Below are 13,925 nucleotides of genomic sequence, written 5' to 3' on the forward strand. Positions count from 1 at the left end.
AACCGCCGCTTGAGCGATACGGGAATCACCGGATCTCAGGCCGGGGCGCAAGTCACGATGCCCCGCCCTTGAGAACGGAGAGCTTCTCGAAATATTCGTCGTCGCCCATCTCGCCGCGGGCGTACCGCTCGGCGAGGATCTGCTCCGCGGACGCGGTGGGTGACCCGGCAGGCCCGGCAGGTCCGGCAGCTCCGGCAGGTCCGGCCTGGCGCGCTTGCCGAGGACCCCACCAGCCCTTGCGCCGGGCGGTGATGGCGAGCGCCACGACGCCGACCCAGAACAGGCCCCAGAACAGCGGGATGATCGGCCAGAATCCGGAGCCGCCCCAGTGGGGCGCCAGCAGTGCGATGGTGTTCATGTCTCCTCCTTGACGGTTGCCTCCAGAATCCGCCAAGGGGCCGTCCGGCGAATCACACGCCGGGTCCTGTTTCCCCTGCGCCCGAGGGAGTGCTCAGGGGTGGGCCGGTGTACGCCCGCGGAGGTAGGCGCGGCGCTTGACCTCGTCCGGTCGTCCGCGCCCCGGGGTGGGCGCGGCGCTTTCCCGCCGTCCGCGAGCCGGGGTCAGAACACGCAGAACTCGTTGCCCTCCGGGTCGGCCATGACCACCCAGTCGTCGCGGGTGTCCACCACCGTGGCGCCCAGCCCGGTGAGGCGGTCGATCTCGGCGGCGGGGTCGTCGGCGTCCAGGTCGAGGTGGAGCCGGTTCTTGACCACCTTGTGCTCCGGCACGTGCTGGAACCACAGCCGGGGCGGCCCGCCCTCGACCAGCACCGTCGGGTCGTCCTCCGGGTCGTCGATCCCGTTGGCGCGCAGCCGCGCGAGCTCGGCCTCGTCGTAGGGGGCCACCGCGTAGCCGTCGAGCGTCGCCGCCCAGAACCTCGCCAGGGAGGCCGGGTGCCGGCAGTCGACCACCACGTCACGCAGCTTGGCCATCGGGTTTCCTCGCTTCGATCAGGAACCTGGCGGAGTGGGCCACGAACGGCCCTTCGTTTTCGATCCGGTCGTGCAGCGCGCGCAACCTTTCCTGGTGGCGCTCGACGGAGAAGCCCGGCACGATCCAGATGACCTTGCGCAGGAAGTAGACGACCGCGCCGATGTCGCGGAACTCCATGCGCAACCGCTCGGACCGCAGGTCGAGCACCTCTAGCCCGGCGGACTCGGCCTCCCGCCTCGCCTGCTCGATGCCGCGGGCCGAGCCGTCGAGCGGGCCGAGGAAGAATTCCGCGAGCTCGAACACGCTCCTGGGCCCGACCTGCTGGGAGAGGTAGGAGCCGCCGGGCCGCAGCACGCGGGCGATCTCCTTCCACCACGTCTCCACGGGGTGGCGGCTGGTCACCAGGTCGAAGGCGCCGCTCACGAACGGCAGGCGCGGCTCCTCGTCGTCGGCCACCACCCAGGCGCCGCGCCGGCGCAGCCGGGAGGCGGCCAGCCGGAGGTTGGGCGGCCACGACTCGGTGGCCACGGTCACCGGAGGCAGTGTGGGAACCCCGGCCAGGATCTCGCCGCCGCCCGTCTGGATGTCGAGCGCGGACCTGACCGTCGCCAGCCGCTCGCCGAGCAGCCTGGCATAGCCCCATGACGGGCGCTCCTCGGTGGCCCGGCCGTCGAGCCAGGAGAAGTCCCAGCCGTCAACGGAGACGCCGGCCGCCTCATGAACGAGGTCGTCGTACGTGCGCCGCATCCTCCGACCTTGTCAGGGGCCGGGCCCGGCGTTCAACCGTATTTCGTCACGCGAGGCGGCTGCGCACCGCCGCGCGGTCGATCCCGAGCTGGTCGATGACCTGCGCGGCGGGATCGGGGTGCGCCTGCGCCAGCAGGCCGAGCGCCCGGCCGGTCGGTGAGCGCACGCTCCTGCAGACCCGCGCCCAGGCGGCGATCGACCGCGCGGAGGGCGAGGACGGAGCCGCGCTGCGCGAGCTGCTCGCCGAGGTGTTCGCGTTCGAGCGACCGGCCCGCCACCTGGCCGGGCTGCTGCACGACGCCGGCGCTCGCTACGGGTCGGGGAACCATCCGCTGGTCGGCCGGTTCGTCCCCGACCTGGCCCTGGCGGACGGGCGCAGGGTGGCCGAGCTGATGCGCGCGGGCCGTCCCGTGCTCCTTGACCTGGGCGGCGGCGCAGGCGGGCTCGACGACCAGTGGATCGAGGTGGTCAGGGCGCGCTGCGACGACCCGCCCGCCGACGCGCTGCTGATCCGCCCCGACGGCTACGTGGCCTGGGCGGGCACGGCGGGCACGGCGGGCACGGCGGGCATGGCCGATGCGGTGTCCGCCTGGTTCGCGTCCTAGGACGCTCCGGCCCGCATTCCGGCTGAAGCCCGTCAGGCCCAGCCGGGCTTCACCAGCCCCGACTCGTAGGCGATGACGACGAGCTGGGCGCGGTCGCGGGCGTGCAGCTTCATCATGGCCCGGCTCACGTGCGTCTTGGCCGTGGCCGGCGACATGAACAGCTTGGCCGCGATCTCGTCGTTGGTCATGCCGGTGCCGACCAGGGCGAGCACCTCCCGCTCGCGCTCGGTGAGCTGGTCGAGCCCGTCGACGGCGACCGGGGCCTTGGCACGGGTGGCGTATTCCGCGATCAGGCGGCGGGTCACGCTGGGCGACAGCAGCGCCTCGCCGGCCGCGACCACCCGGACGGCCTGGATCAGCTCGGCCGGCTCGGTGTCCTTGACCAGGAAGCCGCTGGCGCCGCCGCGCAGCGCCTCGAAGACGTATTCGTCCAGCTCGAACGTCGTCAGGATGATGATGTGCGGCCCCGGCGGCATCTGCCGGGTGGCGGTCAGCCCGTCGGTGCCCGGCATGCGGATGTCCATCAGCACCACGTCGGGCTGGTGCTCGCCCGCCAGCCGCACCGCCTCCGCGCCGTCGGTGGCCTCGGCCACCACGGTCATGTCGGGCTGGGCGTCGAGCAGCGCCTTGAAGCCCGCGCGCACCAGCGCCTGGTCGTCGGCCAGCAGCACCTTGATCATGGGGTCTCCTCAGGTAGGGGGAGCCGGGCCTCGACCTGGAAGCCGGCGCCTGACGGGCCTGCGACCAGCGTGCCGCCGAGGGCGGAGGCCCGCTCGCGCATGCCGGGGATGCCGTTGCCGCTGCCGGCCTCGGACAGGAGGGGAACGTCCGTCGCGCCCGTGTCGGCCACCGCGATGAGCAGCTCGTGCTCGCCGTATTCCAGGTGCACGGTGACGTCCGAGCCGGGGGCGTGCCGGGCGGCGTTGGTGAGCGACTCCTGCACGATCCGGTACGCGGCCCGCTCCACCTGGGACGGCAGCGGCCGGGAGCCGGCGCGTTTGAGCGTCACGTTCACCCCGGAGCGCTCCACCAGCTCGTCAAGGCGGTCGAGCCCGGCGGTGGGGGCCCGGGGTGCGCCCTCGCGCAGGACGTTCAGCACCGAGCGCATCTCGCCGAGCACCTCCTTCGACGCCGTCTTGATGGTGGACAGCGCGGTCCTCGCCTGCTCGGGGTTGGCGTCGATGAGGTGCAGCGCGGTGCTGGCCTGGACGTGGATGAGGGAGATGTTGTGCGCGAGCACGTCGTGCAGCTCCTGCGCCATGGTCAGGCGCTCCTCGCTGGCCTGCCGCCTGGCCTCCTCCTCGGCCGTGCGCTCGCGTTCTGCCCGGCGTTCCCTGACGATCCTGACCAGCTCGGCCAGCACCATGAGCAGCATGATGAAGGTCAGGATCCACACGTTGTGGAAGAGGTCGCGCCTGCCGATCAGCCAGGCGTAGGTGAGGAACGACAGCAGCGTCGCCCCGGCCATGGTCCAGGCCATCAGCCGCCTGCCCCGCGTGACCAGCAGGAACAGCAAAATCGCCGGGCTGATGAAGCTGGGGCCGTAGGCGTAACCGCCGATCAGGAACAGGTCGCAGGCGGCCAGCGCGGCGGCGGTCGTGAGAAGCGGGAAACGCCGGTGCAGCAGGATCGCCAGCGGCCCGACCAGCAGCAGCCCGTAGGCATAGGGATCGAGCGGTTCCCTGAAGAACCGCTGCCCCCAGGACGCGCCCTTGCCGATCACGAATTGGGCGGCGGCCACGATCAGGGCGAGGTAGGGGTCGAATCCGTACTTCCTGCGCACGTCATACACGCTAGATCAACGCTTTGACCAGCGCATCATCCCAGTGTGTGAGGGGGCCCTACCACGACGGGCGTACCTGGGTCATCGTGGACACCATGCGCCGAGTGATCGTTCCCGCAGCAGCAGTCCTCGTCTCGCTCGTTCCGGCGGCGCCCGCGCCGGCACAGCCCCCGCAGAAGGCGCCGGTCGCGGAGGGGTACGGCGGCGCCGTGGCCACCGTCGACCTCGACGCCAGCAGGGCCGCCGTCTCCGTGCTCAGGAAGGGCGGCAACGCCATGGACGCCGCCGTCGCCGCGGGCGCGGTGCTCGGCGTCACGGAGCCGTACTCGTCGGGCCTGGCCGGTGGCGGCTTCATGGTCTACTACGACGCCAGGAAGCGGAAGGTCTTCACGATCGACGGCCGCGAGACCGCGCCCAGGGCGATGACCGCGACCACGCTGGAGGGCATCCCGTTCGAGGAGGGCGTCACCAGCGGCCTGTCCGCCGGCGTGCCGGGCACGGTCGCGAACTGGGACCTCGCCCTGCGGAGATTCGGCACGATCTCGCTCGCCAAGGCGCTGCGGCCCGCCATCGACGTGGCGTCGAAGGGTTTCGTCGTCGACCAGACCTTCCACGACCAGACCGCCGCCAACGCCGACCGCTTCAAGGACTTCACCTCCACGGCCGAGCTCTACCTCCCGAACGGCGCCCCGCCGCCCGTCGGCTCGGTCTTCAGGAACCCGGAGCTCGCCGCCACATACCGCGAGCTGGCCAGGCGCGGCCCCCGCTGGTTGTACGGCGGGCAGCTCGGCAAGGAGATCGTGGCCACCGTCAAGCGCCCCCCGGTCACCCCCGGCAGCACCCGTAACGTCCGGCCCGGCCTGATGGAGCTGTCCGACCTGCGCGCCTACCGGGCGCTGCTGCGCGAGCCCACCAAGGTCTCCTACAAGGGCATGGACGTGTACGGCATGGCCCCGCCGTCCTCCGGCGGCTCCACGGTCGGGGAGGCGCTCAACATCCTGGAGGCCCTGCCCGAGGTCGGCCTGCACGAATACCTGGAGGCGTCCAGGCTGGCCTTCGCCGACCGCGGCGCGTACGTCGGCGACATCCCCGGAGTGCCGCTCGAGCAGTTGTTGTCCGACGGCTTCGCCAAGGAGCGGGCCTGCCAGATCGGCGACACGGCGATGGCGCACCCGGCCGCGCCCGGCAGCCCTGACGGTTCGTACGAGCCGTGCCCGCAGCCTGCGGGCAGCGCCGCGCCGATCGCGTCGGAAGGTCCCGAGACCACCCACCTGGTCGTCGCCGACCGCTGGGGCAACGTGGTCGCCTACAACCTGACCATCGAGTCCACCGGCGGCAACGGCATCGTCGTGCCGGGGCGGGGTGTGCTGCTCAACAACGAGCTGACCGACTTCACGTTCGGCCCGGCGCCCGGCGACCCGAACCTGCCGGGTCCCGGCAAGCGGCCGCGCTCGTCGATGGCGCCGACGCTGGTGTTCGACCACGGCAGGCCGGTGCTGGCGGCCGGCTCGCCGGGCGGCTCGACCATCATCACGACCGTGCTGCAGATCCTGGTCAACCGGTACGAGTTCGGCATGAGCCTGCCGGATGCGCTGGCGGCGCCGCGCGCCACCCAGCGCAACACCGAGCAGACGCAGGCCGAGCAGGCGTTCCTGGCCGAGCACCAGGCCGAGCTGGGGGCCAAGGGGCACAGCTTCGTGCTCAACCCGGAGATCGGCGCCGCCACGGCGCTGGAATTCCTCGGCAGGGGCCGCATCCAGGCCGTGGCCGAGCCGAGCCGCCGGGGCGGCGGCAGCGCGATGGTCGTGAAGCCGGCTAGAAGATGAGCTGGTAGGCGCCGGGTTTCACCTTCCGCGTACGCGCCCAGTACTCGAAGGTGAAGCCCGGCCAGATCGTCCTGTTCACTCCGTGCTCGTCCAGATACCAGGACCGGCAACCGCCCGCGTTCCACACGAGCGGGTCGAGCCGCTCGCGCAGCCTCCGGTCGAACGCCCGCTGCGCCTCCGGCTTGACGTCGAGGGCTCTGGCCCGGGTCCTGGACAGCAGGCGCAGGCAGCCGATCACGTAACGGACCTGCGACTCGATCATGAAGGCGACCGAGTTGTGTCCGAGGCCGGTGTTGGGGCCGAGCAGGAAGAACAGGTTGGGGAAGCCGGAGGTGGTGATGCCGTAGTAGGTCTGGATGCCGTGCTGCCAGACGTCCTGGATCTTCACGCCGCCCCTGCCGACGATGTGCTGCTCGGCGAGCGAGTCCAGCACCCGGAAGCCGGTGCCGTAGACGATCGCGTCGGCGGGGTGCTCGTGCCCGGCGGCATCCACGATCGAGTGCCGCCTGATCTCCGTGATCTCGTCGGTGACCAGCTTGACGTCGTCCCTCATGAGGGCCGGGTAGTAGTCGCTGGAGATCAGGATGCGCTTGCAGCCGATGAGGTAGCCGGGGGTGAGCCTGCGGCGCAGGTCGGGGTCGGGGACCTGGGCGGCCAGGTGCTTGAGCGCCAGCTTCTCGTGCGCCTTCATCAGGCGCGGGTCGACGGCGAATCCGAGCGCGCGCGACTCCAGGGCCCAGTAGAGGGCGGTGCGCAGCGTCCTGGCCATGCCGGGCAGGCGCAGCACGTCGCGCGCGCGGGGTGGGAGCGCGATGTCGGGTTTGGGGTGCAGCCAGGGGGCCGTGCGCTGGAAGACGGTGAGCTCCCGGGTGATGGGGGCGATCTTGGGGACGAACTGTACGGCGGAGGCGCCGGTGCCGATGACGGCGACCCGCTTGCCGGTCAGGTCGAGGGAGTGGTCCCAGGCTGCGGAGTGCATGGCCGGTCCGGCAAACGACTCGCGTCCCGAAATTTCGGGGTATTTGGGGATGTGCAGGGCGCCGATCGCGGAGATCACGGCGTTCGCGCGCAGCGTGCCGCCGTCGTCCGTGGTGACCGTCCAGGAGCGGCGGGCGTCGTCGTACTCGAGGGCGGTGACGTGCTTGCCGTACCGGATGTGCGGGGTCACGCCGTACCTGTCCGCGCATGACCGCAGATAGTCGTGGATCTCGTGCTGCGGCGCGAACATCCGCGACCAGTCCGGATTGAGGTCGAACGAGTAGGAGTACATGTGCGACGGCACGTCGCACGCGCATCCGGGATAGGTGTTGTCGCGCCAGGTGCCACCCAGGTCGCCGGCCTTCTCCAGAGTGACGAAGTCGTGGTGGCCGGCTTCTTTGAGCTTGATGGCCATGCAGACGCCGGCGAGGCCGGCGCCGACGATCACTATCCCAGCCATGCGACCTCCCCGGCGCACCTATTGGACGATAAATCCAATGTATGGAGTGGCCGCCGATCGGGTCCAGGGTGAAACCCGTCACAGGAATGACGAAAACCCGCCACGGCCTCCGCGGCGGGTCGTCCTGGTCGGATGCCTACTGGAGCAGGAGGAAGGCGACGACGCCGACGATCACGACCGCGACGACGACGACGGCGATGATGGGCACAATGGGCGACTTCTTCGGCGGGGTCGAAGCTTCCTGCTCGCGCCGCTGTGCGAACGCGCGGAACTGCTGGGTGTTGCCCGCCGGGTCAATATGCTGGTCAGACATGAGCAGCAGCTTAGCGTGAGCGCCTGTGACGTTTGCGGCGTTTGGCGGGATCTGTAGGGGTGAAGCACACCCTGCCGCAGGGGCGGCCTGATGGGAGGACCACCCCACCCGGCGGATAGTTTTAAGGCATGTTGAGGACCCTTCTCTCCCCACGCATGCTGGGGCTGCACCTGCTGACCATCGGGGTCCTCATCGCGTTCATCCTGCTCGGCCGCTGGCAGCTCGGCGTCTTCCAGGACTCGGGGAAGCCGCACGCCTCCACTGATCCCGCGCCTGTCGCGGTCACCACGCTCGCCCAGGTGAGTCCTCAGCTGAACGGTGAGGCCGTCGGCCGCAGGGTCACCGCGGAGGGCGTCTACGACGCCGGCCGTCAGCTCCTGGTGGCCGACCGCCGGCCCGACGTCGACGCCCCCGGTGGCAACGTCTCCCGCGACCACGGCTACTGGGTCCTCACGCCGCTCCGGCTCGACGACGGCACGCTGATGCCGGTGGTGCGCGGCTGGGTGAAGACGTCGGGCGATCCCGCGGTGGCGGCCGTGCCGGAGGGCCGGATCGCGGTGTCGGGGCGGCTGCGCCCGCAGCAGGGCACCGACAGCGTGCAGCGCCGCGGTGAGGGGCTGCCGGCCGGTCAGGTGCAGACGGTGTCCACGGGCGAACTGATCAACCTGTGGACGGGGCAGAAGGTGCGTGCCGGTTATGTCGTGGCGCAACCACCGTCGGGCTCGCTGGCGCAGGTCAAGGTCGCCCCGCCCGTGGTCGGCGGCACGCTCACCTGGCGTAACCTCGCTTACGCCGCGAACTGGTGGATCTTTGCCGGATTCGCCGTTTTCATGTGGTTCCACTTCGTACGCGACGCCGTACGAGCGGATCGGGAACGGGGCAGGTCCCCTGAGATGGCTCTGGAAGGTTAAATCGTGGAATCGGCTCTGAAGCCCTTCCGGGTGCTGGCTTACGTGGTCGGCGTCATGCTGCTGGTGTTGTGCGTCGGCATGGTGCTGCGCTATGGCTTCGACCAGGCTGCCCTGTCGAAGATCATCGCCCCCATCCACGGCGGGCTCTACATGATCTATCTCGTCACCGTCATGAATCTGGGCATGAAGGCACGCTGGACGTGGCCGTACATGCTCGGTGTCATGCTGGGCGGCACGGTGCCGTTCCTGTCGTTCTACGTCGAGCGCAGGGTGACCCAGCGGGTGCAGACGGCGCTGACCGCGGCGGAGGCCTGAGGGCCTCCGCCGGGCGGGGTCATGAGCCGATGCCGCGCTTGCGCGCCCTCTTGAGGCGCTCGCGCTGCGACGGGTCGAGCATCAGGTAACCGATCACCGGAGCGGCGACCACGCCGAGGACAACCAGCAGGGTGATAAAGCCGGTGCCAAAGATCATCAGCGACAGCAGGACGGCGGCGCCTGCGCCGATGGCGTACTTCTGGACTGGCGACATCCTCAACATCCTCCGAACGCGGAGCGCGCGCCCCGCCTCTTCCATATTGTGCGTCGTCTGTCCAACGAGTGGGGCGGCCGTCGTTGTTCCGCTCGCGATGTATCGCAATCGTTGCCCAGGCTTTCAACCCTGTTGAGCCATGATCGCGAGCAGCTCGGAGCGGAGCTCGTCGGGAGTCGGACGGTTCTGCGGATGCCGCGACAGCAGCCGTAACAGGACAGGAGCCAGCGTGCCCGCCCTCGTCAGCGGCGCGCCAGGAGCGGGAGGAACGCCCTCGACCGCGGTGAAGAGCGTCGCGCCCAGCGACCACAGATCGGCCTCCTGGCTCTGGGCGCCCTCGGGGGCGGTGTAGGCGGGGAGCGTGCCCGCTCGCAGCAGCGGCAGGAGCCGCGCCCGCCCGCTGCCGTCGATCATGACGTTGCCCGGCTGCACCCCGCCGTGGAACTCGCCGACGGCCAGCAGGCAGTCGAGCAGGGCCAGCCCGATCGCGGCCGCGCCCGCGGGCGGCAGCGGGCCCGAGCCCGCGATGACCGCGTCGAGCGGGCGGTCCACGGCCAGCCGGTCGAGCGTCTCGCGCACCACGTCCATCGGCGGCGCCCCCGCCGGGTGCAGCATCGCCCTGACCAGGGATCTGAGCGGGTCGGCGCCCTCCGCGGGCATCTGGCCGGGCGGACGTCCCTCGACCGCGAAGTGCAGCGTGGCGGCCATCGACCACAGGTCGGCGGACGGCAACATGCTGAGGCTGGGAAAGCCGAACCCCGTCAGCACCGCCCGCCCCGTCGTGGTGAGCAGCACGTTGCCGGGATCGACCCGCCCGTGCACGATGCCCGCCTCGTGCGCGGTGGCCAGCGCCGACAGGACGCAGACCCCGACCCTCGCCGCCTGCGGGACGGGCAGCGGCCGGCGCGAGCGCACGGCCTGCTCCAGCGAGGCGCCCGAGACGAACTCCATCACCAGCCACGGCGTGCGATTCTCGATCACGACGTCCAGCACCCGCACGATCGAGGCGTGCCGCAGCGTGGTGGCCCGGCGCGCCTCGTGCAGCGCGGCGTCGCGCAACTCGGCGGGGACGCGCAGCCGCCTGACCGCGACGTCACGATGGTGCGCCTCGTCGAAGGCCAGGAGGACGGACCCTGCACCCAGGGGGTTGAGCAGCCGGTAGCGGCCGGCCAGCTTGCTGGTCTCACCCATCTCGAGGTGCACGATAGCGCCCGTGCGCACGCGTGGCCATCATGCGGGATCGCCCGCCAGCCAGGCCCTGTGGGCGTCGTGGACCTTGCGCCAGAGCTTCTCCTTCTCCGGAGCGCTCACGTCGTCGAGCGGCAGCGCGAACACGTCCGCCAGGGCCGCGAAATAGTCGCGTGCCGTGTCCAGGATGATCGTGTGCGCGCCTGTCCCCACACGGCGCAGTTCGAGCCCGCGCAGGATGTCGACGCCGGAGCCGTCGCGCCGTTGGACGACGGCGACCCGGACGAACCCGGACGTCGGAGACGTCGTCAAATGTTCATGCATGCTGACGAAGGCCGACATGTCCGTGGGTACCGGATCAAAGTCCATACCCTCGAACGAACCACTCGGATCGTGATCGAACCGCCAGCCGCCGGGCGCGACCTCCGAGGGGCGCAGCCCGTACGTGAAAGGGCCCTGCCGGTAGGAGCCCGCGACCAGCGGGAGCGGCTCGTGCAGGGCGTCGCCGAGCCCGAGGTCGACCAGCCACTCGCCGCCGGGGTTGCCGTCCGCCGGCAGGCCGCGCACGGTGAGCACCAGGTGGTTGGCGGTGACGCCGGGCTCGGCGCCCCGGTTCTGGACGCCGCCGACATGCCGGGTCACGTCGTAGCCGAGCGACCTGATCAGCTCGGAGAACGCGCCGTTGAGGTGGTAGCAGTAGCCGCCGCGGCCGCGGATGACGCGCTCGGCGGACTCGACGGGATCGACGGTGGTGGGGCGGCCCAGCCAGATCTCCAGGGCCTCGTACGGGACCCGTTCGACGTGTGCGGCGTGCAGAGCCCGCAGGTTCTCGGCGCTGACGGGAGCGCCGAGCAGATCGGGCAGGCCGAGGCGGCGCAGATATGCGACGGTGTTCACCCGCCCAGTCTGCACCGGATGTGCACAACTTCGGCAGTGTCGTCTGCACAGGGCGCTTCTAGGCTTCCGTACGTGGCAGAGCAGCGGCGCATCCTCGTGGTCGAGGATGATGTGACGATCGCCCTGGCCGTCAGGAACAGACTGGCGGCCGAGGGGTTCGACGTCAGGGTGGCGGGCGACGGGCAGGACGCGCTCGTGCAGTACGGCAGGGCCGAACCCGACCTGGTGATCCTCGACCGGCTGCTGCCCGGTCTCGACGGATTAGAGGTGTGCCGCCGGATGCAGGCGGCCAGGCCGGTGCCCGTGCTCATGCTGACCGCGCTCGGCGACGAGACCGACGTGCTCGTCGGGCTCGGCGTCGGCGCCGACGACTACCTGGCCAAGCCGTTCAGCATGCGCGAGCTGGTCGCGAGGATCCACGCGCTGCTGCGCAGAGTCGAACGGGCCTCCCAGCTAGCCGTCGAGGACACCGTGATCAGGGTCGGCGAGGTCGAGATCGACACCGCGGCCCGCAGGGTGTTCGTGCGCGGCGTGGAGGCGCAGCTCACCAGGACGGAGTTCGACCTGCTGCGGCGGCTGGCCGAGCGGCCCGGACAGGTCTTCGAGCGTGACCGGCTGCTGTCCGACGTGTGGGGCTTCTCCGAAGCCGCCGCGACCAGGACCGTCGACAGCCACGTACGGGCGCTGCGCCGCAAGCTCGGCTCCGACGTGGTGCGCACCGTCCACGGCGTCGGCTACGCGCTGGTGCGGCAATGAGGCCGCTCGACTTCCTCGGCCGGATCAAGGTCAAGCTCGGCATCGTGATCGTGCTGGCCGTGGGCACGGCGTTCGTGGTGAACGAGGTCGGCATCGCCTCCGGCCTGTCCAGCGAGGTGCGCATCGCGGTCGCCGTCGTCCTGGCGTTGATCATGGTGCAGGTGCTGGCCATGGGCATGACCAAGCCGCTGCGCCAGATGGCCAGCGCCGCCCAGACGATCGCCAAGGGCAGCTACACGCTGCGCGTCAACGCCACCTCGCGCGACGAGGTGGGGGAGCTGGCCAGGGCGTTCAACGCGATGGCGGCCGACCTCGGCGAGGTCGACCGGCAGCGGCGCGAGCTCGTCGCGAACGTCAGCCACGAGCTCCGCACCCCCATCACCGGGCTCCGCGCCATCCTCGAGAACGTCGTGGACGGCGTCTCCGCGCCCGACCCCGTCACCATGTCGACAGCGCTCGCCCAGACCGAGCGGCTCGGACGGCTCGTCGCCCAGCTGCTCGACCTGTCGCGGCTGGACTCCGGGGTACGCCTCATCGAGCCCGAGCCCGTCGAGCTGGCGCGGCTCGTCGAGCAGGCGGTCCGCGAGGCGTCGCTGGCCCGCGACGACGTCACCATCCGGTCGGCGGTCCCGGGCGGGCTGGGGGTGCGCGCCGACCCCGACCTGCTCGCCCAGGTCCTGTCCAACCTCCTCGACAACGCCGTACGCCACAGCCCGCCGGGCGGCGTGGTCACCGTCAGCGGCGCCGAAGAGGGCGACTCGGCACGGCTCGCCGTCACCGACCCGGGTCCCGGCATCCCGGCGGCGGCCAGGGAGCGCGTCTTCGAACGCTTCTCCCGGCTGGACGCGGGACGCACCGCCGACGCGGGGGGCGCGGGACTGGGGCTGGCCATCGTGAAGGAGATCGTCGAGCTGCACGGGGGTTCCATCCGCATCGACGACTGGCCGGGGTGCCGGATGGTCGTCGAATTACCAGGGAGGACGACGATGGCGGACACGCCATTGGAACACGAACGAAGCACGGGGGACGAACGGCCGCAGGCCGCGCCGTCCGATGAGAGACAGGCGCGGGAAAAGGTTGTCGCCGATCTCGGCGCGGAGACCGCATCGACGCCTGGGGCCGTTCCCCCGCCGGGGGGCGCTGCGACGCCTGGGGCCGTTTCGGCGCTGGGGAGCGCTGCGACGCCTGGGGCTGTTTCCGCGCAGGGAGCCGTTCCAGCGCCGGGGGGCGTTCCGGGGAGCGCCGCGGGACGGGAGAGCGACGTTGTGGAGGGCGCCGTCGCGACGGCGGACGACGGAGGGTCACTGCCGGGGTCGCAGGAGACCCGAGCCGCTCCCGCCGGTGCCGGTGCCGTGATGAGCGTCACGGCCGGTCCCGTGTCCGCGGGTGACAGCGGGGAGCCGTCCGCCGAAGGCGCCACGGCATGGTGCGTACCGGAGCCCGGTCGTGGTGACGATGCTGCTCGGGTTGCGGGGGCGTCAGTCGGCCGTGGTGCCGGGGATGGTTCGCCGGCGGGGGCCGGGGTGTCCGGCCGGGGTGTCGAGGGTGCTCCTGCGACGGACGCCGGTGCCGTTGCGGCGGCCTCGGCGGGGCTTGCGGCCAATGGCGTCATGGCGACGGCTGGAGGGAGGGCCGTGGACCCGACCGTGCCCGGCGGGTTGCCGCCCGTCGGGGCGAGCTACGCCAAAATGATCGGCGGCGGGGTCATCGGACTGCTGGTCGGGTTCGCGGTGGGGCTGGTCGCCGCCGCGTTCGCCGGCATCGCCGCGGGCGCCGGATTCGCGCTGGTCACGCTCGTTGTGAGCGTCGCCGGCATGGGCGCCGTGGGCGTGGCCATGGGGGCGGGGTCGGCGCGGCGCACAGTGGAAGCGGCTTACCGGGTGGGTCCCTACCAAGGGCAGGCAGGGGGCGCGGGCTGGCAGGCGGGCGCGATGGCCGGCCACGGCGGCGCGGCGGGCGGGCCGGTGCGTCCCGCAAGCGTCCATGCCGGGCCGGGCG

The 13,925-nt window shown here is 71.4% G+C and carries 16 protein-coding genes; 6 read left to right on the forward strand and 10 right to left on the reverse strand.

The genetic code is table 11. The features are described 5' to 3' along the window. Positions 1-52 precede the first annotated feature (52 nt). The 3 genes from E1294_RS28670 to E1294_RS28680 form a co-directional block, all read right to left on the reverse strand. Positions 53-358: an SHOCT domain-containing protein gene (locus E1294_RS28670; protein ID WP_132513442.1), complete on the reverse strand. Its 306-nt coding sequence runs from the start codon at positions 356-358 to the stop codon at positions 53-55. 203 nt (positions 359-561) lie between these two features. Then, positions 562-933: a VOC family protein gene (locus tag E1294_RS28675; protein ID WP_132513444.1), complete on the reverse strand. Its 372-nt coding sequence runs from the start codon at positions 931-933 to the stop codon at positions 562-564. After that, positions 917-1,681 (reverse strand): methyltransferase domain-containing protein, encoded by a 765-nt coding sequence (locus tag E1294_RS28680; protein WP_132513446.1) that lies wholly within the window; start codon positions 1,679-1,681, stop codon positions 917-919. The genes E1294_RS28675 and E1294_RS28680 overlap by 17 nt, the downstream gene beginning before the upstream one ends. Positions 1,682-1,776: 95 nt before the next feature. Between E1294_RS28680 and E1294_RS28685 the strand changes: the two genes are divergently transcribed. After that, positions 1,777-2,286, forward strand: a complete 510-nt coding sequence (locus tag E1294_RS28685; protein WP_132513448.1) for an aromatic-ring hydroxylase C-terminal domain-containing protein — start codon at positions 1,777-1,779, stop codon at positions 2,284-2,286. A gap of 32 nt (positions 2,287-2,318) precedes the next feature. Here the strand turns inward: E1294_RS28685 and E1294_RS28690 are convergent, their stop codons facing one another. Together E1294_RS28690 and E1294_RS28695 are read right to left on the reverse strand one after the other, a co-directional pair. Next, complete coding sequence (locus E1294_RS28690; RefSeq protein ID WP_132513450.1) at positions 2,319-2,966, reverse strand: response regulator transcription factor; 648 nt, start codon at positions 2,964-2,966, stop codon at positions 2,319-2,321. Beyond that, on the reverse strand, positions 2,963-4,069 hold the full coding sequence (locus tag E1294_RS28695) for a sensor histidine kinase (RefSeq protein ID WP_132513452.1): 1,107 nt from the start codon (positions 4,067-4,069) through the stop codon (positions 2,963-2,965). The genes E1294_RS28690 and E1294_RS28695 overlap by 4 nt, the downstream gene beginning before the upstream one ends. Before the next feature lie 47 nt (positions 4,070-4,116). Here E1294_RS28695 and ggt point away from each other — a divergent pair, with 47 nt between their 5' ends. Continuing rightward, the gene (ggt, locus tag E1294_RS28700; protein WP_342775086.1) at positions 4,117-5,895 is read left to right on the forward strand and encodes a gamma-glutamyltransferase; all 1,779 of its coding nucleotides are present in this window, start codon (positions 4,117-4,119) and stop codon (positions 5,893-5,895) included. Here ggt and E1294_RS28705 read toward each other — a convergent pair. Both E1294_RS28705 and E1294_RS53025 read right to left on the reverse strand, forming a co-directional pair. After that, positions 5,885-7,333, reverse strand: a complete 1,449-nt coding sequence (locus tag E1294_RS28705; protein ID WP_132513454.1) for a flavin-containing monooxygenase — start codon at positions 7,331-7,333, stop codon at positions 5,885-5,887. The two genes, ggt and E1294_RS28705, sit on opposite strands and share 11 nt — an antisense overlap. A gap of 136 nt (positions 7,334-7,469) precedes the next feature. Continuing rightward, positions 7,470-7,646: a hypothetical protein gene (locus E1294_RS53025; RefSeq protein ID WP_165977522.1), complete on the reverse strand. Its 177-nt coding sequence runs from the start codon at positions 7,644-7,646 to the stop codon at positions 7,470-7,472. A 128-nt stretch (positions 7,647-7,774) separates the two neighbouring features. Here E1294_RS53025 and E1294_RS28710 point away from each other — a divergent pair, with 128 nt between their 5' ends. Then, positions 7,775-8,557 (forward strand): SURF1 family protein, encoded by a 783-nt coding sequence (locus tag E1294_RS28710; RefSeq protein WP_165977523.1) that lies wholly within the window; start codon positions 7,775-7,777, stop codon positions 8,555-8,557. A 3-nt stretch (positions 8,558-8,560) separates the two neighbouring features. Further along, a complete protein-coding gene (locus E1294_RS28715; RefSeq protein ID WP_132513456.1) occupies positions 8,561-8,872 on the forward strand; it encodes a DUF3817 domain-containing protein in 312 nt (103 codons plus the stop codon). 19 nt (positions 8,873-8,891) lie between these two features. Here E1294_RS28715 and E1294_RS28720 read toward each other — a convergent pair whose 3' ends face one another. The 3 genes from E1294_RS28720 to E1294_RS28730 form a co-directional block, all read right to left on the reverse strand. Continuing rightward, a complete protein-coding gene (locus tag E1294_RS28720) occupies positions 8,892-9,086 on the reverse strand; it encodes a hypothetical protein (RefSeq protein WP_132513458.1) in 195 nt (64 codons plus the stop codon). Positions 9,087-9,209: 123 nt separating this feature from the next. After that, positions 9,210-10,307 carry a protein kinase domain-containing protein gene (locus E1294_RS28725; protein ID WP_132513460.1) on the reverse strand — a complete coding sequence of 366 codons (1,098 nt, stop codon included), beginning with the start codon at positions 10,305-10,307 and terminating at the stop codon, positions 9,210-9,212. A 9-nt stretch (positions 10,308-10,316) separates the two neighbouring features. Continuing rightward, complete coding sequence (locus E1294_RS28730) at positions 10,317-11,171, reverse strand: arylamine N-acetyltransferase family protein (RefSeq protein WP_132513462.1); 855 nt, start codon at positions 11,169-11,171, stop codon at positions 10,317-10,319. A gap of 72 nt (positions 11,172-11,243) precedes the next feature. Between E1294_RS28730 and E1294_RS28735 the strand changes: the two genes are divergently transcribed. Together E1294_RS28735 and E1294_RS28740 are read left to right on the forward strand one after the other, a co-directional pair. Continuing rightward, complete coding sequence (locus E1294_RS28735) at positions 11,244-11,927, forward strand: response regulator transcription factor (protein WP_220447987.1); 684 nt, start codon at positions 11,244-11,246, stop codon at positions 11,925-11,927. Continuing rightward, positions 11,924-13,925, forward strand: a 2,002-nt coding sequence (locus E1294_RS28740) for a sensor histidine kinase (protein ID WP_132513466.1), incomplete at its 3' end; no start/stop codon positions are given. The genes E1294_RS28735 and E1294_RS28740, both read left to right, overlap by 4 nt.

It is taken from the genome of Nonomuraea diastatica (assembly GCF_004349015.1).
Lineage (GTDB): Bacteria > Actinomycetota > Actinomycetes > Streptosporangiales > Streptosporangiaceae > Nonomuraea > Nonomuraea diastatica.